At 74.9% G+C, this 21,058-nt stretch carries 16 protein-coding genes and 1 pseudogene; 9 read left to right on the forward strand and 8 right to left on the reverse strand.

The window, feature by feature from the left end; genetic code table 11:
• Positions 1-19 precede the first annotated feature (19 nt).
• From ACFZCF_RS18385 to ACFZCF_RS18405, 5 genes are all read left to right on the forward strand, one after another.
• A complete protein-coding gene (locus ACFZCF_RS18385) occupies positions 20-1,303 on the forward strand; it encodes an extracellular solute-binding protein (protein ID WP_391287276.1) in 1,284 nt (427 codons plus the stop codon).
• 131 nt (positions 1,304-1,434) lie between these two features.
• Positions 1,435-2,766 carry an extracellular solute-binding protein gene (locus ACFZCF_RS18390; protein WP_391287278.1) on the forward strand — a complete coding sequence of 444 codons (1,332 nt, stop codon included), beginning with the start codon at positions 1,435-1,437 and terminating at the stop codon, positions 2,764-2,766.
• A 13-nt stretch (positions 2,767-2,779) separates the two neighbouring features.
• Entirely contained in the window at positions 2,780-4,183 is a 1,404-nt protein-coding gene (locus ACFZCF_RS18395) for an ABC transporter permease subunit (protein WP_391287280.1), read from the forward strand.
• Positions 4,180-5,025, forward strand: coding sequence for a carbohydrate ABC transporter permease (locus ACFZCF_RS18400; protein WP_388444282.1), 846 nt, complete (start codon positions 4,180-4,182; stop codon positions 5,023-5,025). Before ACFZCF_RS18395 ends, ACFZCF_RS18400 begins: the two co-directional genes overlap by 4 nt.
• 114 nt (positions 5,026-5,139) lie before the next feature.
• Positions 5,140-5,676, forward strand: coding sequence for an NUDIX hydrolase family protein (locus ACFZCF_RS18405; RefSeq protein ID WP_388444285.1), 537 nt, complete (start codon positions 5,140-5,142; stop codon positions 5,674-5,676).
• A 78-nt stretch (positions 5,677-5,754) separates the two neighbouring features.
• Here ACFZCF_RS18405 and ACFZCF_RS18410 read toward each other — a convergent pair whose 3' ends face one another.
• From ACFZCF_RS18410 to ACFZCF_RS18420, 3 genes are all read right to left on the reverse strand, one after another.
• Positions 5,755-6,477: a D-Ala-D-Ala carboxypeptidase family metallohydrolase gene (locus ACFZCF_RS18410; protein WP_388444288.1), complete on the reverse strand. Its 723-nt coding sequence runs from the start codon at positions 6,475-6,477 to the stop codon at positions 5,755-5,757.
• Positions 6,478-6,810: 333 nt separating this feature from the next.
• Complete coding sequence (locus ACFZCF_RS18415; protein ID WP_391287283.1) at positions 6,811-7,458, reverse strand: alpha/beta fold hydrolase; 648 nt, start codon at positions 7,456-7,458, stop codon at positions 6,811-6,813.
• Positions 7,459-7,546: 88 nt separating this feature from the next.
• Positions 7,547-9,232 (reverse strand): CAP domain-containing protein, encoded by a 1,686-nt coding sequence (locus tag ACFZCF_RS18420; RefSeq protein WP_391287284.1) that lies wholly within the window; start codon positions 9,230-9,232, stop codon positions 7,547-7,549.
• 168 nt (positions 9,233-9,400) lie between these two features.
• Between ACFZCF_RS18420 and ACFZCF_RS18425 the strand changes: the two genes are divergently transcribed.
• Positions 9,401-10,381 (forward strand): serine hydrolase, encoded by a 981-nt coding sequence (locus ACFZCF_RS18425; RefSeq protein ID WP_391287610.1) that lies wholly within the window; start codon positions 9,401-9,403, stop codon positions 10,379-10,381.
• A 147-nt stretch (positions 10,382-10,528) separates the two neighbouring features.
• Here the strand turns inward: ACFZCF_RS18425 and ACFZCF_RS18430 are convergent.
• The 3 genes and pseudogenes from ACFZCF_RS18430 to ACFZCF_RS18440 form a co-directional block, all read right to left on the reverse strand.
• A pseudogene (locus tag ACFZCF_RS18430) lies at positions 10,529-11,674 on the reverse strand (MFS transporter); the annotation flags it as partial.
• A gap of 91 nt (positions 11,675-11,765) precedes the next feature.
• On the reverse strand, positions 11,766-12,278 hold the full coding sequence (locus ACFZCF_RS18435) for a hypothetical protein (RefSeq protein WP_391287286.1): 513 nt from the start codon (positions 12,276-12,278) through the stop codon (positions 11,766-11,768).
• 89 nt (positions 12,279-12,367) lie between these two features.
• Positions 12,368-12,937: a TetR family transcriptional regulator C-terminal domain-containing protein gene (locus ACFZCF_RS18440; RefSeq protein ID WP_388444298.1), complete on the reverse strand. Its 570-nt coding sequence runs from the start codon at positions 12,935-12,937 to the stop codon at positions 12,368-12,370.
• A gap of 221 nt (positions 12,938-13,158) precedes the next feature.
• On the opposite strand from ACFZCF_RS18440, the gene ACFZCF_RS18445 reads away from it, so the two are divergent.
• A complete protein-coding gene (locus ACFZCF_RS18445) occupies positions 13,159-14,175 on the forward strand; it encodes an alcohol dehydrogenase catalytic domain-containing protein (RefSeq protein WP_391287288.1) in 1,017 nt (338 codons plus the stop codon).
• 280 nt (positions 14,176-14,455) lie between these two features.
• Here the strand turns inward: ACFZCF_RS18445 and ACFZCF_RS18450 are convergent, their stop codons facing one another.
• Positions 14,456-15,235, reverse strand: a complete 780-nt coding sequence (locus ACFZCF_RS18450) for a DUF6585 family protein (protein ID WP_391287290.1) — start codon at positions 15,233-15,235, stop codon at positions 14,456-14,458.
• A 173-nt stretch (positions 15,236-15,408) separates the two neighbouring features.
• Between ACFZCF_RS18450 and ACFZCF_RS18455 the strand changes: the two genes are divergently transcribed.
• Complete coding sequence (locus ACFZCF_RS18455) at positions 15,409-16,929, forward strand: PQQ-binding-like beta-propeller repeat protein (RefSeq protein ID WP_391287292.1); 1,521 nt, start codon at positions 15,409-15,411, stop codon at positions 16,927-16,929.
• 97 nt (positions 16,930-17,026) lie between these two features.
• Positions 17,027-18,058: a substrate-binding domain-containing protein gene (locus ACFZCF_RS18460; protein ID WP_391287294.1), complete on the forward strand. Its 1,032-nt coding sequence runs from the start codon at positions 17,027-17,029 to the stop codon at positions 18,056-18,058.
• 15 nt (positions 18,059-18,073) lie between these two features.
• On the opposite strand, the gene ACFZCF_RS18465 is transcribed toward ACFZCF_RS18460, so the two are convergent.
• On the reverse strand, positions 18,074-20,872 hold the full coding sequence (locus tag ACFZCF_RS18465) for a glycosyl hydrolase (protein ID WP_391287295.1): 2,799 nt from the start codon (positions 20,870-20,872) through the stop codon (positions 18,074-18,076).
• Positions 20,873-21,058 lie beyond the last annotated feature (186 nt).

Consider the following 21,058-nt stretch of genomic DNA (forward strand, 5'->3'; position numbering starts at 1 on the left):
CCGGTTCCGGGAGGTACGCATGGGTTGGTTACGGTCCGTGTCGCGGGGCCTGCTGGTCGGGGCGGTCCTGCTCGCGGGGTGCGCGGGAGGCGCCCGGTCTCCGGAGGCCGTGACGGGTGCGGCGGGCGGCCGGGGGCCGCTGACGTTCGCGACGGCGGGGGACCTCACCGACTACCTGGCGCCGCTGGTGGCGGAGTGGAACGCGGGGCGGCCCGCGGAGCCGGTGTCGCTGGTCGAACTGCCGGACTCGGCGGACGAGACGAGGGCGCAGATGCTGAGCGAACTGCGGTCCGGGAGCAGCCGGTTCGACGTGCTGAACATCGACGTGGCGTGGACGTCGGAGTTCGCGGCCGCGGGTCTGATCGCGCCGCTCGAACGGGAGCGGTTCGCCCTGGCGGAGTTCCTGCCGCCGGTCGTGGACACGGCCACGTTCCGGGGACGGCTCTACGCGGTGCCGTACGTCACCAACGCCGGATTGCTGTACTACCGCAAGGACGTGCTCGACGCGGCCGGTGAGCGGCCGCCCCGGACGTGGGCGGAGCTGGCGCGGTTGGCCCGGACGCTGGCCCCGCGGCACGGGATCGGGGGCTACGCGGGCCAGTTCCTGCCGTACGAGGGCCTGACGGTGAACGTGACGGAGGCGATCCAGTCGGCGGGCGGGGCGGTGCTGCACGAGGAGGGCGCGCGGGTCGCGGTGGATTCGGACGCGGTCCGGGCGGCCCTGTCGTTCCTGGCCGGCGGGGTGCGGGACGGGTGGATCCCGGCGGAGGCGCTGCGGTTCAAGGAGGAGGAGTCGAAGGCGGCGTTCGAGGAGGGCAGGCTGCTGTTCCTGCGGAACTGGCCGTACGTGTACGCGGACGCGGCGCGGCCGGGGTCGAAGGTGGCGGGCCGGTTCGAGGCGGGGCCGCTGCCGGGGCCGTACGGGCCGGGTACGAGCGTCCTCGGCGGTTCGAACCTCGCGGTGTCGGCCCGGTCGCCGCACCCGGCGACCGCCGCCGACTTCCTGGCGTACCTGACGAGCGAGCGGGTGCAGCGGCAGGTGCTGACGCGGGGTTCGCTGCCGCCGGTGCGGGCGTCGCTGTACACGGATCCGGAGCTGGTGGCGGCCCACCCGTACCTGCCGATCCTGCGGGAGAGCGTGCTGGCGGCGGTGCCGCGGCCGAAGAGCGCGCGGTACGACCAGGTGAGCCTGGCGGTGCAGGCGGTCGCCCAGGACGTCCTGGCGCTGCGGTGCTCGCCGGAGGAGGGCGTGCGGCGGCTGACGCGTGAGCTCGCCGCGATCCGTCCCCTGCCTGCGCGTTAGGTACATGGGTCCCCCGTTCACCGGCGTCCTACCCAATTCGCCTGACCCACAAGGCTGTTCGGTCGGATGCGTTGACATGCTTTCGTCATCGCTACCTAACATGTAGGTATCGAAGCGAAGGAAGGACGACCATGCGACGACCCTCCCTCACGGCCCTGCGCGCGGCGGGCGCGCTCTCCGCGGCGCTCGCGCTGGCCCTCACCGCCACCGGCTGCGGCGGCGACCCGGACCCGAAGTCCGGCGGCGAACTGGCCGGCACGACCGTCACCGTCGCCGGCGTGTGGACCGGCGGCGAGCAGGAGAACTTCAAGAAGGTCCTCGACGCGTTCAGCGCGAAGACCGGCGCCAAGACCGTCTTCGTCCCCTCCGGCGACAACGTGTCCACCTTCGTCGGCAGCAAGATCGAGGGCGGCAACGCCCCGGAGGTGGTCCTCGTCCCCCAGGTCGGCGTGCTCCGGCAGTTCGCCGAGGCGGGCTGGCTGAAGCCGCTCTCCGAACGGACCACGACCACGGCCACCGGAAACCTCGCGCCGGTCTGGAAGGAGTACGGCACGGTCGACGGCACCTACTACGGCCTCTACTTCAAGGCCGCCCACAAGTCGACCGTCTGGTACGCCCCCGAGGCCCTGGAACAGGCCGGGGTGGGCGAGCCGAAGAGCTGGGACGAACTGCTCGCGGCGGGCCGGACGCTCGCGGACTCGGGCCTGCCCGCGTTCGCCGTGGCCGGCGAGGACGGCTGGACGCTCACCGACTGGTTCGAGAACGTGTACCTCTCGCAGGCGGGGCCGGAGAAGTACGACCGGCTCGCCCGGCACGAGCTGAAGTGGACCGACCCCAGCGTCGTCACCGCGCTCACCACCCTCGCCGAGGTCTTCAAGGACGAGCGGCTCGTCGCGGGCGGTGCCGCCGAGGCGCTGCGGACCGACTTCCCCGGCTCCGTCGAGAAGGTCTTCGGTCCCGAACCCGAGGCCGCACTTGTGTACGAGGGCGACTTCGTCGGCGGCGTCGCCAGGGACGAGTTCGGCAGGAAGCCCGGCGAGGACGCGGCGTTCTTCCCCTTCCCGCCGGTCGGCTCCGGCAAGGCGCCCGTGGTGAGCGGCGGCGACGCCGCCGTCGTCCTCAAGGACGCGAAGAACGCGGACGCCGGGATGAAGCTCCTGGAATTCCTGGCCACCCCCGAGGCCGCCGAGGTGTGGGCCGGGGCGGGCGGCTTCCTCTCCCCCAACAAGGACGTGAAGCCGGAGGCGTACGCGGACGACACCGCCCGCGCCACCGCCGCCTCGCTCGTCGCCGCCGGCGACTCCGTCCGCTTCGACATGTCCGACCAGGCGCCGGCCGCGTTCGGCGGCACCAAGGGCGCCGGCGAATGGAAGCTCCTCCAGGACTTCCTCCGCGACCCCTCGGACCCGCGGCGGACCGCGGCCGCCCTCGAGGCCGCGGCGGCCAAGGCCTACGGGAACTGAGGCGGGGCCCGCCATGGACCGGCCTCCCCGAGACACCGATTCCGCCACCGCACCGCGGCCCGCCCCGGACGGTCCGCCCCGCACGCCCCCGCGGGCGGCGGCGCGGCCCGCCGCGGATCCGCGGCGGGCCGCCCTGCGCAGGAGGCGGCTGCTGGGCGCCGCCTTCGCCCTCCCCGCGCTGCTGCTCCTCGGCGCGCTCGTCGCCTATCCGGTGGTCTTCTCCGTCGGCCGCAGCCTGTTCGACGCGAGCGGCGACCGGTTCGTCGGCGCGGACAACTACGTGGAGATGTTCCGGGACCCGGCCACCCTCAAGGCGCTGCGCAACAGCGCGGTCTGGGTGGTCGTCGCCCCGGTGCTGCTCACCGGACTCGGCCTCGTGCTCGCCGTGCTCACCGAGAAGGTCCGCTGGGCGACGGCGTTCAAGCTCGTGCTCTTCCTGCCGATGGCCGTGTCCTTCCTCGCCGCGGGCATCGTCTTCCGGCTGGCGTACGAGCAGGATCCCGACCGGGGCGTCCTCAACGCCGTCGTGGTGGGCGTCCACGACGCCTTCGACGAGCCGTCCCCGTACCCGACCGCCCGCGCCCGGGAGGGCAGGGGCCTCAGCGGCGCGCCCGCCGAGGGGTACACCAGCGGCGGGCTGCGGCCCGGCTCCGTCGCGGTCCTGCCGTTCGTGGGCGTCGCCCCCGGAGCCGTACCCGCGGATGCGGCGCCCGCGCGGGCGCCCGAGCCGGCGCCGGACGGGCTGGCCGGGACCGTGTACCTGGACTTCGCGCCCGGCTCGGCGGGCCGGGCGGGGGTCGTCGACGCCCGGGAGAAGGGGCTGCCCGGGATGACGGTCGAGGCGGTCGGGGAGGACGGGGCGGTGGCGGCGTCCGCGCGGACGGCGGCCGACGGCACCTTCCGCCTCGACGGGCTCGGCGACGGGACGTACCGGCTGCGGGTGCCGGCCGCGAACTTCGCCGCCGGGTACGGCGGTGTGGACTGGCTCGGTCCGGCCCTCGTGACGCCGGCGATCATCGGCGCCTACCTGTGGGTGTGGACCGGCTTCTCCATGGTGCTGATCGGGGCCGGACTCGCCGCCCTCCCCCGTGACGTCCTGGAGGCGGCCCGGGTGGACGGCGCGAACGAGCGGCAGATCTTCCGGCGGATCACGGTCCCGCTGCTGGCGCCCGTCCTCACCGTCGTCTTCGTGACACTGGTGATCAACGTGATGAAGGTCTTCGACCTCGTGTACGTCATCGCCCCCGGGCCCGTGCAGGAGGACGCGAACGTCCTGGCCACCCGGATGTGGCTGGTCTCCTTCGGCGGCGGGAACGACCAGGGGCTCGGCAGCGCGCTGAGCGTGCTGCTGCTCCTGCTCGTCGTCCCGGCGATGGTCTTCAACATCCGGCGCTTCCGGAAGGGGGGTTCGCGATGAGGACCACGAAGGTCACCCGGTGGCTGGGGAGTTCCGCCGTGCAGGCGCTGCTCGTCCTGGTGGCGCTGGTCTGGATCACGCCGCTGGCCGGGCTGCTGCTCTCCTCGCTGCGTTCGGAGCGGGACAACGCCGCGGACGGCTGGTGGACCTCGGTCACCGAGCCGTCGCAGCTGTCCTTCGACAACTACCAAGCCCTGCTCGCCGATTCGGGGCTCGTCCAGGCGTTCTGGAACACCGTCCTGATCTCCGTGCCCACCACCGTCCTGGTGGTCGGGGTGGCGGCCCTCGCCGGTTACGCCTTCGCGTGGCTGGACTTCCCGGGGCGGGACTGGCTCTTCCTGGTGGTCGTCGGGCTGCTGGTGGTCCCGGTGCAGATCGGACTGCTGCCGGTGGCCAAACTCTTCGGCGCCGTGGGGCTGTTCGGGACGGTGGCCGGCGTCGTCCTCTTCCACGTCGCCTACGGGCTGCCGTTCGGGGTCTTCCTGCTGCGGAACTTCTTCGCGGAGATCCCCCGCGAGATGCTGGAGGCGGCGCGCATCGACGGGGGCGGCGAGTGGCGGATCTTCCGGCGGCTCGTGCTGCCGCTGGGGCGGCCGGCGCTCGCGAGCCTGGCGATCTTCCAGTTCCTGTGGGTGTGGAACGACATGCTGGTGGCGCTGCTCTTCGCGGACGGCGAGTCCCAGCCGCTCACGGTGGCGCTCCAGTCGCAGATGCGGCAGTTCGGCAGCAACATCGGGGTCCTCGCCCCGGGGGCGTTCCTCTCCCTGGTCGTGCCCCTGGTGGTGTTCTTCGCCTTCCAGAAACACTTCGTGCAGGGGGTGATGGCCGGATCGGTGAAGTGAGGCGTGCCGGCGCCCGGCGGGCGCCGGCACGCTCCCGGCCGTCACCTCGGCTCACCCGAACGACGGATGCCGGAATCGGGGTCGCGCGGCCGTGGCGGAAAGTATGATCAGGCGATGTCTGACATGACTGAGACCACGCCCGGCTGGATGACCTCCGACGAGCTGGAGACGGCCCGTGGCCGGATGCCGATCCTCTACGTCGACGCCGTTCCCGTCCGGGTGGACGACAGCGGCGAGGTCACGAGCATCGGACTGCTGCTCCGCATCGGCGCCGACGGAACGATCAACCGCACCCTCGTCTCCGGACGGGTCATGCACCACGAGCGCGTGAGGGACGCCCTGCTGCGGCACCTGGAGAAGGACCTGGGCCCGGTCGCCCTCCCCCGCGTGCCCGCGTCCCTCCAGCCGTTCACGGTCGCCGAGTACTTCCCGACGGCCGGCATCACCCCGTTCCACGACCCGCGCCAGCACGCCGTCTCGCTCGCCTACATCGTCCCGGTCAGCGGCGACTGCCGTCCCCGTCAGGACGCCCTCGACCTGGTGTGGTTCAGCCCCAGGGAAGCCGCCTCCCCCGCGGTGCAGAGCGAGATGCCCGGCGGCCACGGCGTCCTCCTGAAGCAGGCGCTGGCGCACGTCGGCGTCACGTACTGACCCCTCCCCACCCGGGGCACCGGCCCGGCCTCGCGGGGACGCGCGGCCGGGCCGGTGGGGTGGCGCGGGGTGGCCCGCTCAGATGCCGCAGGAGGAGGCGGACCAGTAGCGGCTCGGGCGGTGGTCGACGTGGGCGTGGTCGGAGTGGCCCGGGTAGCCCGGGCCGAGGATGCCGTTGAAGCCGTGGTAGCGCGCCTGCTGGGCCAGCCGGCACAGGGAGTGCGGCCCCGAACCGAGGTCGGCCGCGTCGCCGTACAGGTGCCGGCTGTCGGTGGCGCCGCCGACCGCCGCGTTGCAGGAGGTGCTGCGGAAGCCGCTCGTCACCCGGATGGGCTCGTCGCCGAGGGCGTGCCGGAGGGCCTCCAGCTTCCACATGGTGCGCAGGGCGTTCGACTTGGCCGTGGCGGCGCTGACGGCCCCGCCCGACCAGGTGGAGTTGCAGTTGTTCAGTTCCGCGTAGGTGAAGTGGATCGGTGTGCAGTCGTCGTCCTGGAGGGCGTACAGCTTGCTGAAGGTCGCGGGCCCCGCGACGCCGTCCGCGGCGAGTCCGTAGGCGGACTGGAAGCGCTTCACGGCGGCCGCGGTGGCGGGTCCGTAGGAGCCGTCGACGGCGAGGACGCCGCCGTAGCCGGGGTAGCCCGCGACGCGGATCTGGAGCTGGGTGACGTCAGCGCCGGTCGCCCCCTGGGAGAGCGTGCGGGACCAGGTGTAGCACCCGTCGGCGCGGGCGGGCCCGGCGCCGGCGACGACACCGGTGAGACCGGCGAGCAGCAGCACGAGGGCGAGCAGGAGCCGTGACACGGGGGACACCCGGGACACGGAGGGAACGGGAGCGCGGCTGTGCAGGAGCATGGGGCGGGCCTCCACCTCGATGGCGCACGAGCCCCGGCGCGGGCACGCCAGGACATGTCATGCATCTGTCAGCGAACCTGTCGGGGGAAGCCTGGCCCCTCGGGTCGACGCGCGTCAACCGCCCGGCCCCACCCGCGCGGGCAGGCGGAGGGGCGGAGGGAAGACGGACCGGGGGACGGACGGCCGGCGGCAGCACGGACGGACAGACGGACTGCGGGGGGGAAGACGGGCGGACGGCCGGGGGTGCGTCGTCGTTCCGCTCCGGCGAGCGGACGACACGCGTCAGCGGGCGGAGGCCAGCGTCTCCAGGGCCAGTTCGGTGGCGCGCCGGTGCCAGAGTCCGGCGCCGCGGAGCATGGTGTGGCCGCCGGTCGGCATGGGGACGGCGGTGGCGTCCGCGCCGGCCTCGCGGGCCCGGCGGACGAACTCCCAGGAGTCGCGGGCGGCCGTGACCCGGTCCGTCTCGTCGTGGAGGAGGTGAACGCGGCGGCCCGCGAGGTGGGCGACGGGTTCGCCGGGCGGGCACCAGGGCGCGAGGGCGACGACGCCCCGGACCGCCGGGTCCCCGGCGACGGCCAGCGCCGCCCGTCCTCCCATCGAGTGGCCGACGAGGACGACCGGTATCTCCCCGAAGCGGCCCCGCAGCCCGCCGAGCGCGGCCTCGGCGTCCCGGGCGGCGTCGGCACGGTCGCCGTTCCAGCCCCGGTACCGGTAGCGGCCCTCGGCGACCAGGAGGGCCCTCCCCCGGGCCGCCCGCCGCACGGCCTCGGCGAAGGGCCGCATGCGCAGGGCGGGCAGGTTGAGCAGCGGCGGCGCGCCGAGGCCGTCGGCCCGGCCGCCGTGCAGCAGGAGCACCGCGGCCTCCGGGGCGTCGGCTCCGTACCGGACGAGCAGCCGGCCGGGCGCGTCGGACCGGGGACGCACGGACATCGGGCCTCCTGTCGGCCGTTCGGGTGAGGACGCGGGGGACGCCAGTCTGCCACGGGCGGCCCCGCGCCTCACGGGGGCGGGCGGCGGGTCAGCGGGCGCCGAAGACCTGCGTCCAGTAGGGGCCGCCGTCGTCGTGGATGCCGACGCCGAGCTCCTTGAAGTCGCAGTTGAGGATGTTCGCGCGGTGGCCAGGGCTGTTCATCCACGCCTCCATGACCTGCTCGGGGGTGCGCTGCCCCATGGCGATGTTCTCGCCGTAGGTGGACCAGGGGTAGCCGGCGGCCGTGACGCGGTCGCCGGGGCCGGCTCCGTCGGGGTTGGTGTGGTCGAAGAAGTCGCGGGCGGCCATGTCGTCGGAGTGGGCCTGGGCGGCCCGCGCGAGGGTCGCGTTCGCGGTGAGCGGGCCGCAGCCGGCCTTGGCGCGTTCGGCGTTGACGAGCGACAGCACCTGGTCGGCGGCGGAGCCCGCGCGGTCGTCGTTCTGCGCGCCGCCGCCCGGGGCGGGGTCGGTGCCGGCCGTCGGCGACGCGGTGGTCGGGGCGGGCTCGGGGGCGGCCTTCGTCGGTGCGGCGGTCTTCCTCGGGAGGGTGGGGGCGGGTGTCGCGGTGGTGCGCTGCGGGGTGGGGGCCGCCGTGGTGGGCCGCGCGGTGGGGGTCTTCCCGCCTCCGCTTCGGGGGGCGACGGAGGCGGTCGTCCGGCCCGGGGCGGGGGTGGACGCGGAGGGGGTCGTACCGGCGTCGGCGGGGGTGGTGGAGAGGGAGTCCGGGTCGTGGGTGAGGGGCGTGTCGGGGCCGGGGGCGGCCGCGCGGTTCGCCTCCAGGAGCTCCCTGCCGTCCCGGCCGCCGCCGTACAGGGAGAACGCCCCGCCCGTGACCGCGACGACCGCGATGCCGGCCGCCACGGCGGCGCGACGGCGGGTCCGTTCCTCGGCCCGGCGCCGCCGGCGGCGGTCGCCGCGCGTGGGACGCCGTCCGTCGGGGGCGGCGGCGGGGGCGAGCCCGCCGAGGTCGTAGGCCCGCGTCGTCTCCTCCGCGAAGGCGTCGGGCAGGGCGGCGTCCGGGTCCGCCCCGCCGTCCGCAGCGGTTGCGGGCTCGGCCGCCCAGGCGTCGGGCGCGACGGCGGAGGGCAGGACGGCGGACGGTATGACGGCGGTCGGCGCGGCAGAGCCGCAGAGGGCGCACCAGAGGGTGTGCCGGGCGAGGTGGTCGCGCCAGCCGGCGCCGGGGCGGCCGTCCCAGCCGGCGGCCGACTCCTGGAGTCCGGGGCAGCGCGGCCGGCGCGCCAGGGCGGCGGCCACCGACCGGGCGGCGTCGGCGCGCAGCCGTACCGTCTCCATCCGCGTCGCGGTCTCCTCCGGCGTCCACTGGAGCGCGGCGGCCGTCTCGTTCCGATGGAGGAGCCCCTCGTCCTCCAGGGACGCGAGGGCGGCGAGCACCGCGTCCTGGAGGTCGAGCCAGCCGCCGCCCCCGTCGGGTCCGACGGCGGCGTGGCCGAGGACGGTGTCGACGGCGAGCCCGACGAGCCAGGGCCGGAACGCCTCCGGATACGGCAGGGTGTGGAGGCCGGCCTGGGCGCGGAGCAGCGTGTCGGGGACGACGGCGTCGACGGCGGCGGCATCGGGGCGGGCGTCGAGGGCGCGGGACACCAGGGCGTGGACGAGCGGCTGGTGGGCGCCGAGGACCTGGTCGTACGCCCAGGGGTCCCCGTACCGCGCCGCCCGTATCCGCTCCGTCGTCCACTCGGTCATCCGGTCCGTCTCCCTCGTCCGCTGCACGCCGTCCGTCCTTCTCTCGCCCGTTCCCGGAGTTTCCTGCGCCTGGGAGAGCCTGCGCGGAGGGCCGCGATAACGGAAAGAGGAGAAGCGGATTCCGTGACGTGGGTCACAAAGGGTCTGGGCGGCGGACGCCCGGGCTCCTAGGGTGGCCGCATGGACGGGGAGCGGATGGGCGGGGAGCACGGTGACGCGCGGCTGGCCGGGCGGTTGCGGGAGCTGACGGGCGGGCGGTTCGCGGTGGCCGCGGCGGTGGTCGGGCCCGGGGGCGCGACGCTCGCCTCGGTCGGGGCGGGGCTCGGGGCCGACTACGAGATCGGGTCGGTGTCGAAGGGCGTGACCGGGCTGCTGTACGCGGAGGCGCTGAGGCGCGGGGAGGTCACCGCGCGGACGGCGCTCGGCGAGCTGCTGCCCCTCGCGGACGCGCCGGCCGGCGGCGTGACGCTGGGGGCGCTGGCCACGCACCGGTCGGGGCTGCCGAGGCTGCCGGGATCGGCACAGCCGTGGCGCCGGACGTACGCGCTCTGGCGGCACGGCACCAATCCGTACGGCGAGTCCGTCGCGGAGCTGCTCGACCAGGCGCGTGCGGTACGGCTCCGCTCACCGCGGCCCCGCTACTCCAACCTCGGGTTCGAGCTCCTCGGCCATGCGCTGGCGGTCGCGGCCGGGACGTCGTACGAGCGGCTGGTCGCCGACCGGTTGAGCACCCCGCTCGGTCTCGACCCCTTCTACCTCCCCGCCGGACCGGACGGGCTCCGGCCGGGCGCGCTCACCGGCACCACCCGGCGCGGCCGGCCGCGCGAGCCGTGGACCGGCGAGGCGCTGGGGCCGGCCGGCGGGATCCGGGCGGGCATCGGCGCCATGGCGCGTCTCACCGGCGCGCTCCTCGACGGCACGGCGCCGGGGATCGCCGCGCTCGACCCGGTCCTCCCCTTCACCACGGGGACCCGTATCGGCGCCGCCTGGATCACCCTGGGGGTCGGGAAGCTGACCGTCACCCTGCACAACGGCGGCACCGGCGGTTTCCGCTCCTGGCTCGGCCTGGACCGCGCGTCCGGCACCGGCGCGGTGGTCCTGGCCGCCACGACCGCCTCCGTCGACCGGCACGGCTTCGCCCTCCTCATGGAGGCCGGCGGGGCGAAGCCCCGGTAGCTCCCCGGTGTCTGGCCGCGTCCGGGCCGCCCAGCGGGCGACCGAGCCGGTGGCGGCGCCGGCCAGGGCGAAAGCGGCGCCGAGGAGGAGCCAGCCGGCGGTGCCGACGCCGATGAGGAGGGTGGTGACGACGAGCGGTCCGAGGGTGCGGGCGATGGGGACGCCGACGCCGAAGAAGCCCTGGTACTGGCCGATCCGGTCGGCGGGGGCGAGCCCGAGGCCCAGCTGCCAGGAGCCGGCCGAGTGCCGCATCTCGGCGGCCACGTGGAGGGCCGCCCCGAGGACGAGGACGGCGGTGGCCGACGCGGCGCCGAGGCCCGGGAGCGCGGAGACCGAGACCGCGAAGACGGCGCAGGAGGCGGCCATGACGGCGCCCGCGCCCCGCACCGCCGTCGAGGCCGACTCCAGGCCGGTGACCGAGCGGGCGGCGCGCACCTGGAAGGCGGTCACGGCCGCGGTGTTGAGGACGAAGAGCGCGGAGACCGTCCAGCCGGGCGCGGCGGTCCGCTGCGCGATCCAGAGCGGCAGGGCGAGGCTCAGCACCGGCATCCGCAGCAGCATCAGGGCGTTGAGGAGGGTGAGGACGACGTAGGGCCGGTCGCGGAGCACCGCCGTCCCGGAGGCCGGGCCGCTGCCGGCCGGGGGCGTGCGCTTCGGCGCGGGGAGACGGGCGAGCAGGGCGGCGCCGAGGACGAAGCCGGCCGCGTCGAGGGCGAGGACGGCGAGGTACGCGCCGCGCGTGTCGGCGTGCAGGGCGATGCCGCCGAGGGCCGCGCCGACGGCGAGTCCGACGTTGAGGACCGCTTGGAGGCGGGCGAGGACGGCCGTGCGGTCGGCCGGGGCGACGAGTCCGGCGAGGAGCGCCTGCCGGGCGGCGGCGAGTCCGCTCTGCGCGGCGGCGAAGAGGGTGGCGGCGGCGAGGAAGGCCGGGAAGGAGTCGATGACGAGGAAGGCGGCGACGGCCGCGGCCGTCACGAGCGCGAGGAGCACGGAGACGCCGCGCGGTCCGCGTCGGTCGGCGAGCGCCCCGAGCGGCACTCCGGCGAGTGATCCCACCGCCCAGGCGACGGCGAGGCCCGCCCCGACCTGGGCGGCGGAGAGCCCGACGACACCGGTGAAGTAGAGCGCGGACGTCACGTAGTAGGCACCGTCGCCGACGGAGTTGCTCAGCTGGGCGAGGAGCAGGAGGCGGGGCGCGGTGGGACGACCGGGGCCGTGGGCGGGGACGGCGGGGCTTTCGGGGGTGGGGGGCGTGGGAGTGGGGTGGGTCGGGGTGGTGTGCGCCATGGGCATGACGTTAGGGCGAAGTGGCCTGTGTTCTCTGGTCCATTGACGGGCTGGCGGACTGGGCCACTTCCAGGGGGTCGCTTCGAGGGCGGCGCCCTCAGTTCCCGTACACGCCCCGGCACAGGTCCGCCGCGCCCATGGGCGCGTCGATCCGCCGGGCCTCACGGCAGAGGTCCCGCATGTCGGGGAGCCGCTCCCCCGCCGGGCGTGCGGTGGGCGCGGGGCCTCGGGAGGGGGTCGCGGTGCGGGTCCTGGGCGGGCGCGGCCGCGGCGCCGGCGGGCGGGGCGGGGCGGTGCGCGGGGCCGCCGTCGCGCGGGGCACGGTGCGGGAGTCGGGTGCCGGGGAGGGGGCGGCGCGGGGTGCGGCGACGGAGTCCGCTTGCCGGGGCGCCGCCTCCGCTTCCGCCAGTTCCTCCCGGGGTTCGGCCTCCACCGGGGGCGCGGCCGGTTCCGGGAGCGCCGACGGGGGTCGCTGGGCGGCGGGCGCGAGCGCGGGCGGCCTCTCCGCCGGGGGCCTCGAGGCGGAAGGCGCGGTCTGTTCCGGGAGGGCGACGCAGCCGCCGACGAGGAGGACGGTGAGCAGGGGAAGCGCGGCGCGGCGGGCGTTCATGACGGTCACGCTGCCGCACGCGGACGGCTCGGGCGGAGGGTACGGGTCGCGACCACCGCCACGGGTGAACGCGCCGCGGCGGGTGTACGTCAGGCGGTGAGCGCGTCGAGGACCGCGAAGAAGCCGTCGAGGGGGGCCCGGCTCCGGGTGACCTTCGCCCTGAGTACGGCGCCCTCCCACGCCTCGACGAGGAGGGGCCCCAGCCGTTCGGGGGCGAGCGGACCGGTGAGCCCGCCCGCGGCGCGGGCCTCGTCGAGGACCCGGACGACGGCCTCGGTCCAGGTGGCGAGGCCGGTCTCGACCCGCCCGCGGAGCAGGTCGCTCTGGTTGGAGAGTTCGGCGCCGAAGGTCCCGAAGAGGCAGCCCCGCTCGAAGGAGAAGCGTTCGAGGTCGTCGGCGAGGTACGCGAAGTGCGCGCGCAGTCGCGGGAGGGGGTCGAGCGTCGTGTCGTCGAGGCGGGCGAGGTCGCGGGAGTCGGCGTAGCGCTCCAGGACCTCGGCGGCGAGGGCTTCCTTGCTCGCGAAGTGGTTGTACACCGACCCCTTGGGGACGCCGGCCGCGCGGGCGATGTCCTGGATGCCGGTGCCGTTGAAGCCGCGCAGGTGGAAGCACTCCACGGCGCCCTCGACCAACTGCTCGCGCACGCTGGGCCTGGCCACTCACCCTCCTCGGTTCCTCGCCCCAGAATATGAACGGTCGTCTTGGGCGTCAAACGCCCCGTGACGCAGGGGCGTCGCTTCTCCGCCGAATGGCCGGAAGCCGTCCTTGCCGATCTCAAGACGGTCGGTCATATTGACACCGGATCTCGTCGCCCGGCGACCACGACCGGACCGACGATCCATCGACGCACCGATCCGTCGACCTACCCGAGGAGCAGCACATGGACACCTACCGAGCCGTCGAAGTCAGCGGGTCCCAGGACTTCCGCCTGGTCGACCGGGAGCTGGTCGACCCCGCCCCGAACCAGGTCCGGATCCGGGTCGAGTACTGCGGCATCTGCCACACCGACGTCCTCGCCGCCGAGGGCATGCGCGCCGATCCCGCGCAGCCGATCGTCCCGGGCCACGAGATCGTCGGCGTGATCGACGCGGTCGGTCCGGGGGTCCGCGCCTGGCGGGCCGGGGAGCGCGTCGGCGTCGGCTTCCTCGCCGGGCACTGCGGGGAGTGCGACCCGTGCCGCCGGGGCGACTTCGTGAGCTGCCGGGACCAGGAGCAGACCGGCACCACGATCGACGGCGGGTACGCGGAGGTGGTCTACGCCCGGACCAGCGGTCTCGTCCGGATCCCCGACGGCGTCCCGCCGGCCGAGGCGGCGCCGCTGCTGTGCGCGGGACTGACCACGTTCACCGCCCTCCAGCGGAGCGGGGCGCGGCCCGGTTCGCTCATAGCCGTGCAGGGCATCGGCGGGCTCGGACACCTCGCCGTGCAGTACGCCCGGGCGCTCGGGTACCGCGTCGTCGCCGTCGGCCGCGGCCGGGACAAGGAGGCGGCGGCCCGCGAACTGGGCGCCCACCACTACGTCGACAGCACCGCGCAGGATGTCGCGGAGGCCCTCCAGGCGCTCGGCGGCGCGGCCGCCGTCCTGGCCACCGCCTCCTCCGGCGCCTCGATGGGGCCCCTGGTGGCGGGCCTCGCGCCGCGCGGCCGGCTGCTCGTCCTCGGCGCCGCGGCCGACCCGCTCCAGGTGGACACCGGGGAGCTGATCATCGCCACCCGCACCGTCCAGGGCCACCTCACGGGCACCCCCGTCGAGAACGAGGACAACCTCGCCTTCAGCGCCGCCCAGGGGATCAGGCCGAGCATCGAGCTCTTCCCGCTCTCCGAGGCCCCGAAGGCGTACGAGCACATGCTCACCGGCAAGGCCCGCTTCCGCGCGGTCCTCGACGCCTCCTCCTGAGCCCGCCGACACGGCCCGGCCGACCGCGCGAGCCGCGCGGCCGGCCGGGCCTTCCCGTGCGGGAACAGCAGTACGGGTCGCCGCCCGGGGCCGCCCCGAGGCCCGAGGTGAACCGGAGGTGGGCGTCGCCCCGGCTCCGGACCTGCGCCGGGTTCCGGCCGTCGCGTTCCGGCGAGCCGTCGATGCCGCAGGCGGGCCAGGGCCGCGCGCGCCGGGGGGCCTGGACCCGCTCGCGTCGAGGAGGGAGGCGAGGTCCGAGGGCAGTGGGTCGGGGCCGGTCTCACCGCACGCGGAGGGTCTCCATCAGGCTGAGGAGCAGCGGGGTGTTCGGGATGTAGCGGGTGGAGGCGACGACCAGCGGGCCGCGCCGCCCTTCGGCCCGCACGGTGAGGGTGCCGTCCCTCAGCTCCACCCCGTGGACCGCGCGCCAGGGCGCGGAGGCCCGCCCCGAGCCGAGTTCTTCGGCGGTGAGCCACACCAGACCGAATTCGAGGCGCTCGCCCGCGTCCAGGCGGGCCAGTGCGCCGGGCAGTTGGGCGCGGGCCGAGTCCTGGCGCAGCAGCGGTCCCCAGATCTCGCCGCCGGTGAAGACGCTGCCGACGACGAGGTTGCGCCCCTCGGTGTCGGTGAGGCCGAAGGAGTGGGTGACGGACACGGTCTGGCCGTACCGGGTGCGGCGGACGGTGTTGTCGAGGACCTTGGTGTCGGCGTAACGGACCACCCGGATCCGGCCCTTGAGGCGGACGACGAGCCCGCCCTCGTACTGCTCCAGGCGCGCGTCGCCGGTGCGGCTGCCGAAGAAGAGGTGGCCGAGCAGGGAGAAGAGGCAGAGGACCAGCGGGAGTCCGGGGACCATCGCGAGCGGGCCGTAGCCGCCGGCGAGCGCGGCGACGACGGCCGCCGCGAGGACGGCGGCGAGGATCGCGACCCCGGCGGCGCCACGATCGCGCGCCGGCGCGGACGATGCGTGCCCGCCGCGATACGCGCCGAGCCCCTCCCGCGCCGCGACCTCCCTCATCAGCCTTTCGTGGTCGCCCTGTTCCGCATCGGTCCGCACCATCGTCGCCCCCTGGTCCCGCGTCGGTCCTGCCTGTGTCGTCGGCGCCGTCCGGCCGTGCGGACCCTCCACGTCCCCTGGTCCGCACCGTCGGTCGGCCTCGCTATGCTACGGCCATAACCGAATCTCGTTCTAGAATTGTTTTCTGAACTTCTGGTGATCCGGAGGGGCTCCCGATGTCGTACACACCGCCGTCCTGGTACCCGCCGGGAGGGCAGCCCCCCGGCCCCGCCCCTCGCTCCCGGCGCGACCTCGGGCTGACGGTGCTCGCCGTCGGGCTGGCGCTGCTGGTCGTGGCGGTGGCGGGAGCGGGCTGGTACGGATACGGGTCCGGGTACGGCTCCAGGGCCGGGGACGCGCGACCGCGGACGGCGGACCCCGAGGAGCGCGCCGCGCCGCCCTCACCGACGGTCGCGCCGGGGCCCTCCCTCCGCACCCCCCGGCCGGTGCACGTCCCCGGGGCCGAGGAACTCGCCGCCGCCCGCCGGCCCGGCGAGGCCGCCGCGTGGATCGCCTCGGACTCCACCGACCTGCCCCGGCGCAACGTCCGCGTCGACGGCCCGTGGATCGTCGGCGACACCGTCGTCCAGGCCCTGTACCGGGAGGTCACCGCCTACCGGCTCTCGGACGGCGCCGAGGTCTGGAACCTCACCCTGCCCACCCCGGTCTGCGAGGTGCCGGAGCACACGACCCCGGACGGACGAATCGTCCTCGCCCTCGCGTCCAGCGCCTCCCGAAGGGGCGCGCGCTGCGACCGCTTCCAGATGATCGACCTGCGGACCGGGAAGGCGGGGTGGACGAAGGAGCTGCTGCGGGACCCGGCCCGGGACACCCCCGCCATCATCGTGCACACGGCGATCAGCGGGGACACCCTCGCCGTCGCCGAGGGCCTGGGCGCCGCGGCCTTCCGCGTCTCCGACGGATCCCGGCTCTTCACCGTCCCCACCGAGAACCCGGGCCGCTGCCATCCCGACCGCGTGGCGGGCGGCGACAGGCTGCTCGTCCGCGCCACCTGCGCACTGGGCTTCGATCCCCGGAAGCGGTACACCCAGCTCCGCGAACTCGACCCGCGCACCGGCGCCGTGCGCTGGCGCCACCGGACCCCGGCCGGGCGCCGGGTGGAACGGGTGATCTCGGTCGACCCGGTGGTGTACACCTCGATCGACAACGAACGGCTCACCTCCGACTGGCGGATCGTCGCCCTCGGCCCCCGGGGCGAGGTGCGCCGCACCATCGACCCGCGCCCCAAGGGCTTCGAGCACTGCCCGTACGTGGGGATCGACGCCGATCTCCAGCCCTGCCCCGGTCTCCTCGTCGCCCATGGGCTCGTCCACGTCGGCGGCACCGACCGGGTCGGGGCCTACGACCTCGCGACCGGGAAGCTCGCCTGGGGCGTGCGGAGCGATGAATACCGGATCCTGACTCCGGTCGGCGCGCCGTCGGCGTCGGGGACGCTCGTCCACGAGTCGGCGACGTCCAGCCGTCCCGGCCGGACCTTCGTCCTCGACCGGGCGGGGGCGAACAAGGAGAAGGTGCTGCTGAAGCACCCGGTCGCCGCGGCCGAGGCCGAGTACAGCACGTTCGCCGGGCGGGTCCTCCACGTCGGCGGGCGGATCGTCGCCATGCCGTCGTCCGTCGACGGTGACGACGCCCGGCGGCAGCCCCGTTTCGTCTCCTTCGCCCCGCCCCCCGAATGACCCCGCTCCCCCGTCGGACGACGGTGCAGAGAGCGCTCTCAAGGCGGTCGCCGGTCCGGATATCCTGAGCCGGTCCGAGCAGACGAAGGGGGCCGACGTGGCCGAGCAGACGACGGGGGCGCGGCCGACCCTGGAGGCCGTCGCGGCCCGTGCCGGGGTGTCGCGGGCCACGGCCTCGCGGGTCGTCAACGGCGGCGCGGGGGTCCGCGCCCCGCTGGTCGACAAGGTGCGGCAGGCCGTGGAGGAGCTCGGCTACGTCCCCAACCTCGCGGCCCGCACCCTGGTCACCCGGCGCAACGACGCCGTGGCGGTGGTCATCGCGGAGCCCGAGTTCCGGATCTTCTCCGACCCCTTCTTCCAGGAGCAGGTGCGCGGCATCAGCCGCGAACTGACGGCACATGACTCGCAGTTGGTCCTGCTGTGGGTGGAGAGCCCGGGCGATCACGACCGGATCGCCCGCTACCTCGGCGGCGGGCACGTGGACGGCGCGCTCGCCTTCTCCCTGCACGACGAGGACGAGTTGGCGGCGGTGCTGCGCCGGGCGAAGATCCCGACGGTGCTCGGCGGCCGACCGACGGACGGGATCGGTCCCGACATGCCGTACGTCGACTGCGACAACCGCGGCGGCGCGCGCGAGGCCGTCCGGCTCCTGGTCGACCGGGGCTGCCGGACCGTCGCACACCTGGCCGGGCCGCGCGACCAGACCTCGGCCGTGGACCGCGCCGACGGCTACCGCGACGCGCTGGGGGACCCGGATCCGGCCCTCGTCGGCCACGGCGACTTCACGGCCGAGAGCGGCGCCCGCGCGATGGCCGAACTCCTCGACCGGCGCCCGGACGTGGACGGGGTGTTCGCCGCCAACGACCTGATGGCCTCGGGCGCGCTGCGGGTGCTGCGGGAGCGGGGACTGCGGGTGCCGGAGGACGTGGCCGTGGTCGGCTTCGACGACGTGGCGTCGATCGCCGAGCGCACGGACCCGCCGCTGACGACCGTCCGGCAGGACATCGAGGGCATGGGGCGGCTGATGGTCCGGCTGCTGATGCGCGTGCTGAACGAGTACGGGTCCGGGGCACTCGCCCCGGACCCGCTGATCACGCCGACGACGCTGGTGCGCCGGGCCTCGGCGTGAGGCCCGGCGCCCGCGTCAGTCGAAGGGGATGACGAGGACCGAGTCGGCCGTCCCGGTGCGGACGGTCGACGGGCCGTTGCCGATGGCGCTCCACAGTTCCACGCGGACGGTGCCGCCGCGGAGGTCGCCGAGGGTGCCGGTGGCGGACTTCAGGCCCCGGCCCTGGTCGTAGCGCTCCCAGCCGGGCACCGGGTCGGTGGCGAAGTAGTGGTAGGTCTCGGTGCGTTCGAAGCTGCCGTCCCCGGTGAGGTCGTAGCTGACGCGGACCTGCTGGCCGAGGCCGACGGCGGTGCCGGCGTCCACGGCGAGGCGGAAGGCGGTGGCGGCGCCGGGGGTGAGGGTGCCGGTGACGTTCCGCGCCGTGTAGACGAGCGGCTGGTACGGGGTGCCGTCGCGGTTGACCCCGCCGGCGGAGGCGATCGTGTCGCTGCCCGCGGTGGTGTCGGTGGCGGTGGTCAGCGCGCCGCCGGAGACGAGCCGGAAGGTGTCGCCGGTGCTCGGCTCGGGGCAGGCGGGACCGCCGGGCTGACCGCAGGGGATCGTCCCGGTGCCCTTGCCGGTGGCGGTGGAACGGGCCGGTACGGTCAGCGACTTGCCGTCGGAGAAGGTGACGGTGATCGGCGCGGAGCCGTGGTTGTGGGCGGCGTAGGTGCGTTCGGTTCCCTTCAGGAAGACGGCCGAGGTCGGGATGGAGCCGGTGACGCTCGCGTCGGGGGCGCCGAGCGCGTCCAGGGTGGTCAGCCAGTGGTAGGTGTGGGCGCGGGTCTCGCCCGCCTCGGGGGTGTAGTTCCCGCCGGTGGCGTCGAACCTCGCCTTGGCGCGGGCCGGTTCGGCGAGCGACTCGAACTCCCAGAGGATGTCGCGCCATTCGACGGCCGGGCCGCCGTTCTCCCGTTCCATCTCGGCCAGGTTGCGCCGGATCGCGCCCGGATAGGCGCCCATGTGCAGCGCGTTGCCGGCGGTCACCGGGAGGGTGTTGATGCCGTGGATCTCCTCGGGGTTGGCGGTCCACCAGGTGGAGTACGCGCCGCCGCTGCCCCAGACCATGCCGACGGTGTCGTGGCCGAAGGAGCCGGGGAAGACCTGCTGGTCGGCGTCGAACCAGTACTGGCCGATGGCGTCCGACTCGGTGGCGAGGAGGTAGCCGCCGAGGTCGCGCAGGGAGGTGTCGCCGGTGGCGGAGCCCCACAGGACGAGCGCGGCGCTCAGGTTGGTGGACTCGGAGGACGACTCCTGGTTGTTGCCGGCCGCGAAGCCCGAGTGGCCGGAGGCCCAGCTGTGTCCGGCGTACACGTCGAAGCCGCGCAGGAAGGGGAAGGACGCGTCCGTGCGGCTGGGGTTGGCGACGTCGCGCACCAGCGTCTTCACCATGCCGCCCCAGGCGGAGTCGGCGGCCCAGGCCTGGTCGTACTGGGCGACGACGGCGGCGGCGTACACGTAGTAGCCGTAGTGGAAGTGGTGGTCGTTCAGCTCGGTGTCGCTGCCGTAGGAGGCCGGGTAGCCGGTCAGGGTCTTCCAGGTGCGGTCGTACGAGAACTCGTTCGCGCCGCCCGTGGTGAACCAGTCCTGGAGCCGGCCCTTGATCAGGCCGAGGAGCCGGTCGCGCAGCGCCGTGTCACCGAGCTGCTCGGCGAGCGGCACGAGCTGGGCGAGCTTCCCGAGCGCCTTGCCGGTCCAGTACGTGTCGGTGGCGCCGGAGAACGGATCGGCGGAGTTCACCACCTCGTTCAGGTACGCGCGCAGCCGGGCCTGGTCGACGGCGCCGGTGGCGGGCAGCCCCGGCAGGACGGCGGCCTGCTTGCGGCTGGTGGAGAAGGACCGGCCCTCGCGGACCTTCATGGTGCCGCGCGGGGAGACGTACGTGTACGGGGTCAGCGGGTCGGTGGAGTTCAGCCACTGGTGCCGGTAGAGGGCCTGGAGCGTGCCGGTCTCGGTGCCCTCCTTCGCCTCGGTGGTGAGCGTGTAGGTGGCGTGTGACCTCCCGCCGGAGGAGGACCAGGCGACGCGGGAGCCGGTGACGAAGCTGTAGGCGTAGCGCCGGTAGGTGGCGAGGGCGTCGGTGGAGGGGAGGACGGCGACGGAGAAGTAGTCCTTGCCGCCGAGGCCGGCCGTGAGCGTGCTGCCGGAGACGTTCCAGTCGGTGCCGGACGGGGCGAAGAGGGCGTAGTGGTGGCCCGCGACGGTGATGCCGAGGACGTTGCCCTGGTCGGCGAAGACGGTGGGCGGGGCGGCGGTGGTGATCCGGGCGTCGCCGCCGGTGCCCTTGGCGTACACGTAGGGCAGACCGTGGCCGATGGTGGTGCGCAGGGTGCGGGCGCCGTCGGACCAGAGGGGGGTGACGGTCCAGTCGGACCAGTCGTCGGCCTTGGCGTCGGGCGAGTTGAGGCCGGTGAGGCCGAGGGTGAGGTCGGCCTTGTGGGGGAACTCGTACTGGCGGCCGTCGCCGACGATCGCCGGGGTGGTGGGGTAGCCGATCTCCAGGCCGCCTGCGACGGCCTGGTAGGTGAGCGGATGCCCGTACATGGGGGTCGAGTACGGGTTGTCGCCGTAGCGCTGGAAGGCGAGGGAGGACCACCAGTCGTTGGTGGGGACGGGCCGGTCCTTGGCGGCGGCGGTCACCTTGGGGGTGACGGGGGACCCGGTGTTGGTGGTGGGACCCGAGGTCCCGGCGGGGCGGGTGTCGGAGTATCCGCCCGCGCCGACGGGGACGGTGGCGGCGGAGGCGGAGCCGGCGGCGACCGGTACGAGACCGGCGGCGGCCAGGGCGGCGGTGAGGACCAGCGACGCGGCCGGTCGGGAGCGGGGAGCTGACACGTACAGCACCTCGTTGGCTCGGAGGAGGGGTTCGTGGGGGTTCGTTCGGGGTGTGACGGGTTTTGAGAGCGCTCTCAGCAGTGCGCAACGTAAAACTCCCGAAACCTGGGCGTCAAGAGAGCGGAACGAACCCGGAGTTGGGGTGGCGGTCCCGTAGGAACCGCTCGATTCCGAGCCGTTACGCCT

Source organism: Streptomyces sp. NPDC007945 (assembly GCF_042958885.1).
Lineage (GTDB): Bacteria > Actinomycetota > Actinomycetes > Streptomycetales > Streptomycetaceae > Streptomyces.

Excerpts from the sequence above, each read along its gene's own strand:
- ACFZCF_RS18385 (WP_391287276.1), top strand. The coding sequence starts at position 20 with ATGGGTTGGTTACGGTCCGTGTCGCGGGGCCTGCTGGTCGGGGCGGTC.
- ACFZCF_RS18390 (WP_391287278.1), top strand. The coding sequence starts at position 1,435 with ATGCGACGACCCTCCCTCACGGCCCTGCGCGCGGCGGGCGCGCTCTCC.
- ACFZCF_RS18395 (WP_391287280.1), top strand. The coding sequence starts at position 2,780 with ATGGACCGGCCTCCCCGAGACACCGATTCCGCCACCGCACCGCGGCCC.
- ACFZCF_RS18400 (WP_388444282.1), top strand. The coding sequence starts at position 4,180 with ATGAGGACCACGAAGGTCACCCGGTGGCTGGGGAGTTCCGCCGTGCAG.
- ACFZCF_RS18405 (WP_388444285.1), top strand. The coding sequence starts at position 5,140 with ATGTCTGACATGACTGAGACCACGCCCGGCTGGATGACCTCCGACGAG.
- ACFZCF_RS18415 (WP_391287283.1), bottom strand. The coding sequence starts at position 7,458 with ATGTCCGTGCGTCCCCGGTCCGACGCGCCCGGCCGGCTGCTCGTCCGG.
- ACFZCF_RS18425 (WP_391287610.1), top strand. The coding sequence starts at position 9,401 with ATGGGCGGGGAGCACGGTGACGCGCGGCTGGCCGGGCGGTTGCGGGAG.
- ACFZCF_RS18435 (WP_391287286.1), bottom strand. The coding sequence starts at position 12,278 with ATGAACGCCCGCCGCGCCGCGCTTCCCCTGCTCACCGTCCTCCTCGTC.
- ACFZCF_RS18445 (WP_391287288.1), top strand. The coding sequence starts at position 13,159 with ATGGACACCTACCGAGCCGTCGAAGTCAGCGGGTCCCAGGACTTCCGC.
- ACFZCF_RS18450 (WP_391287290.1), bottom strand. The coding sequence starts at position 15,235 with ATGGTGCGGACCGATGCGGAACAGGGCGACCACGAAAGGCTGATGAGG.
- ACFZCF_RS18455 (WP_391287292.1), top strand. The coding sequence starts at position 15,409 with ATGTCGTACACACCGCCGTCCTGGTACCCGCCGGGAGGGCAGCCCCCC.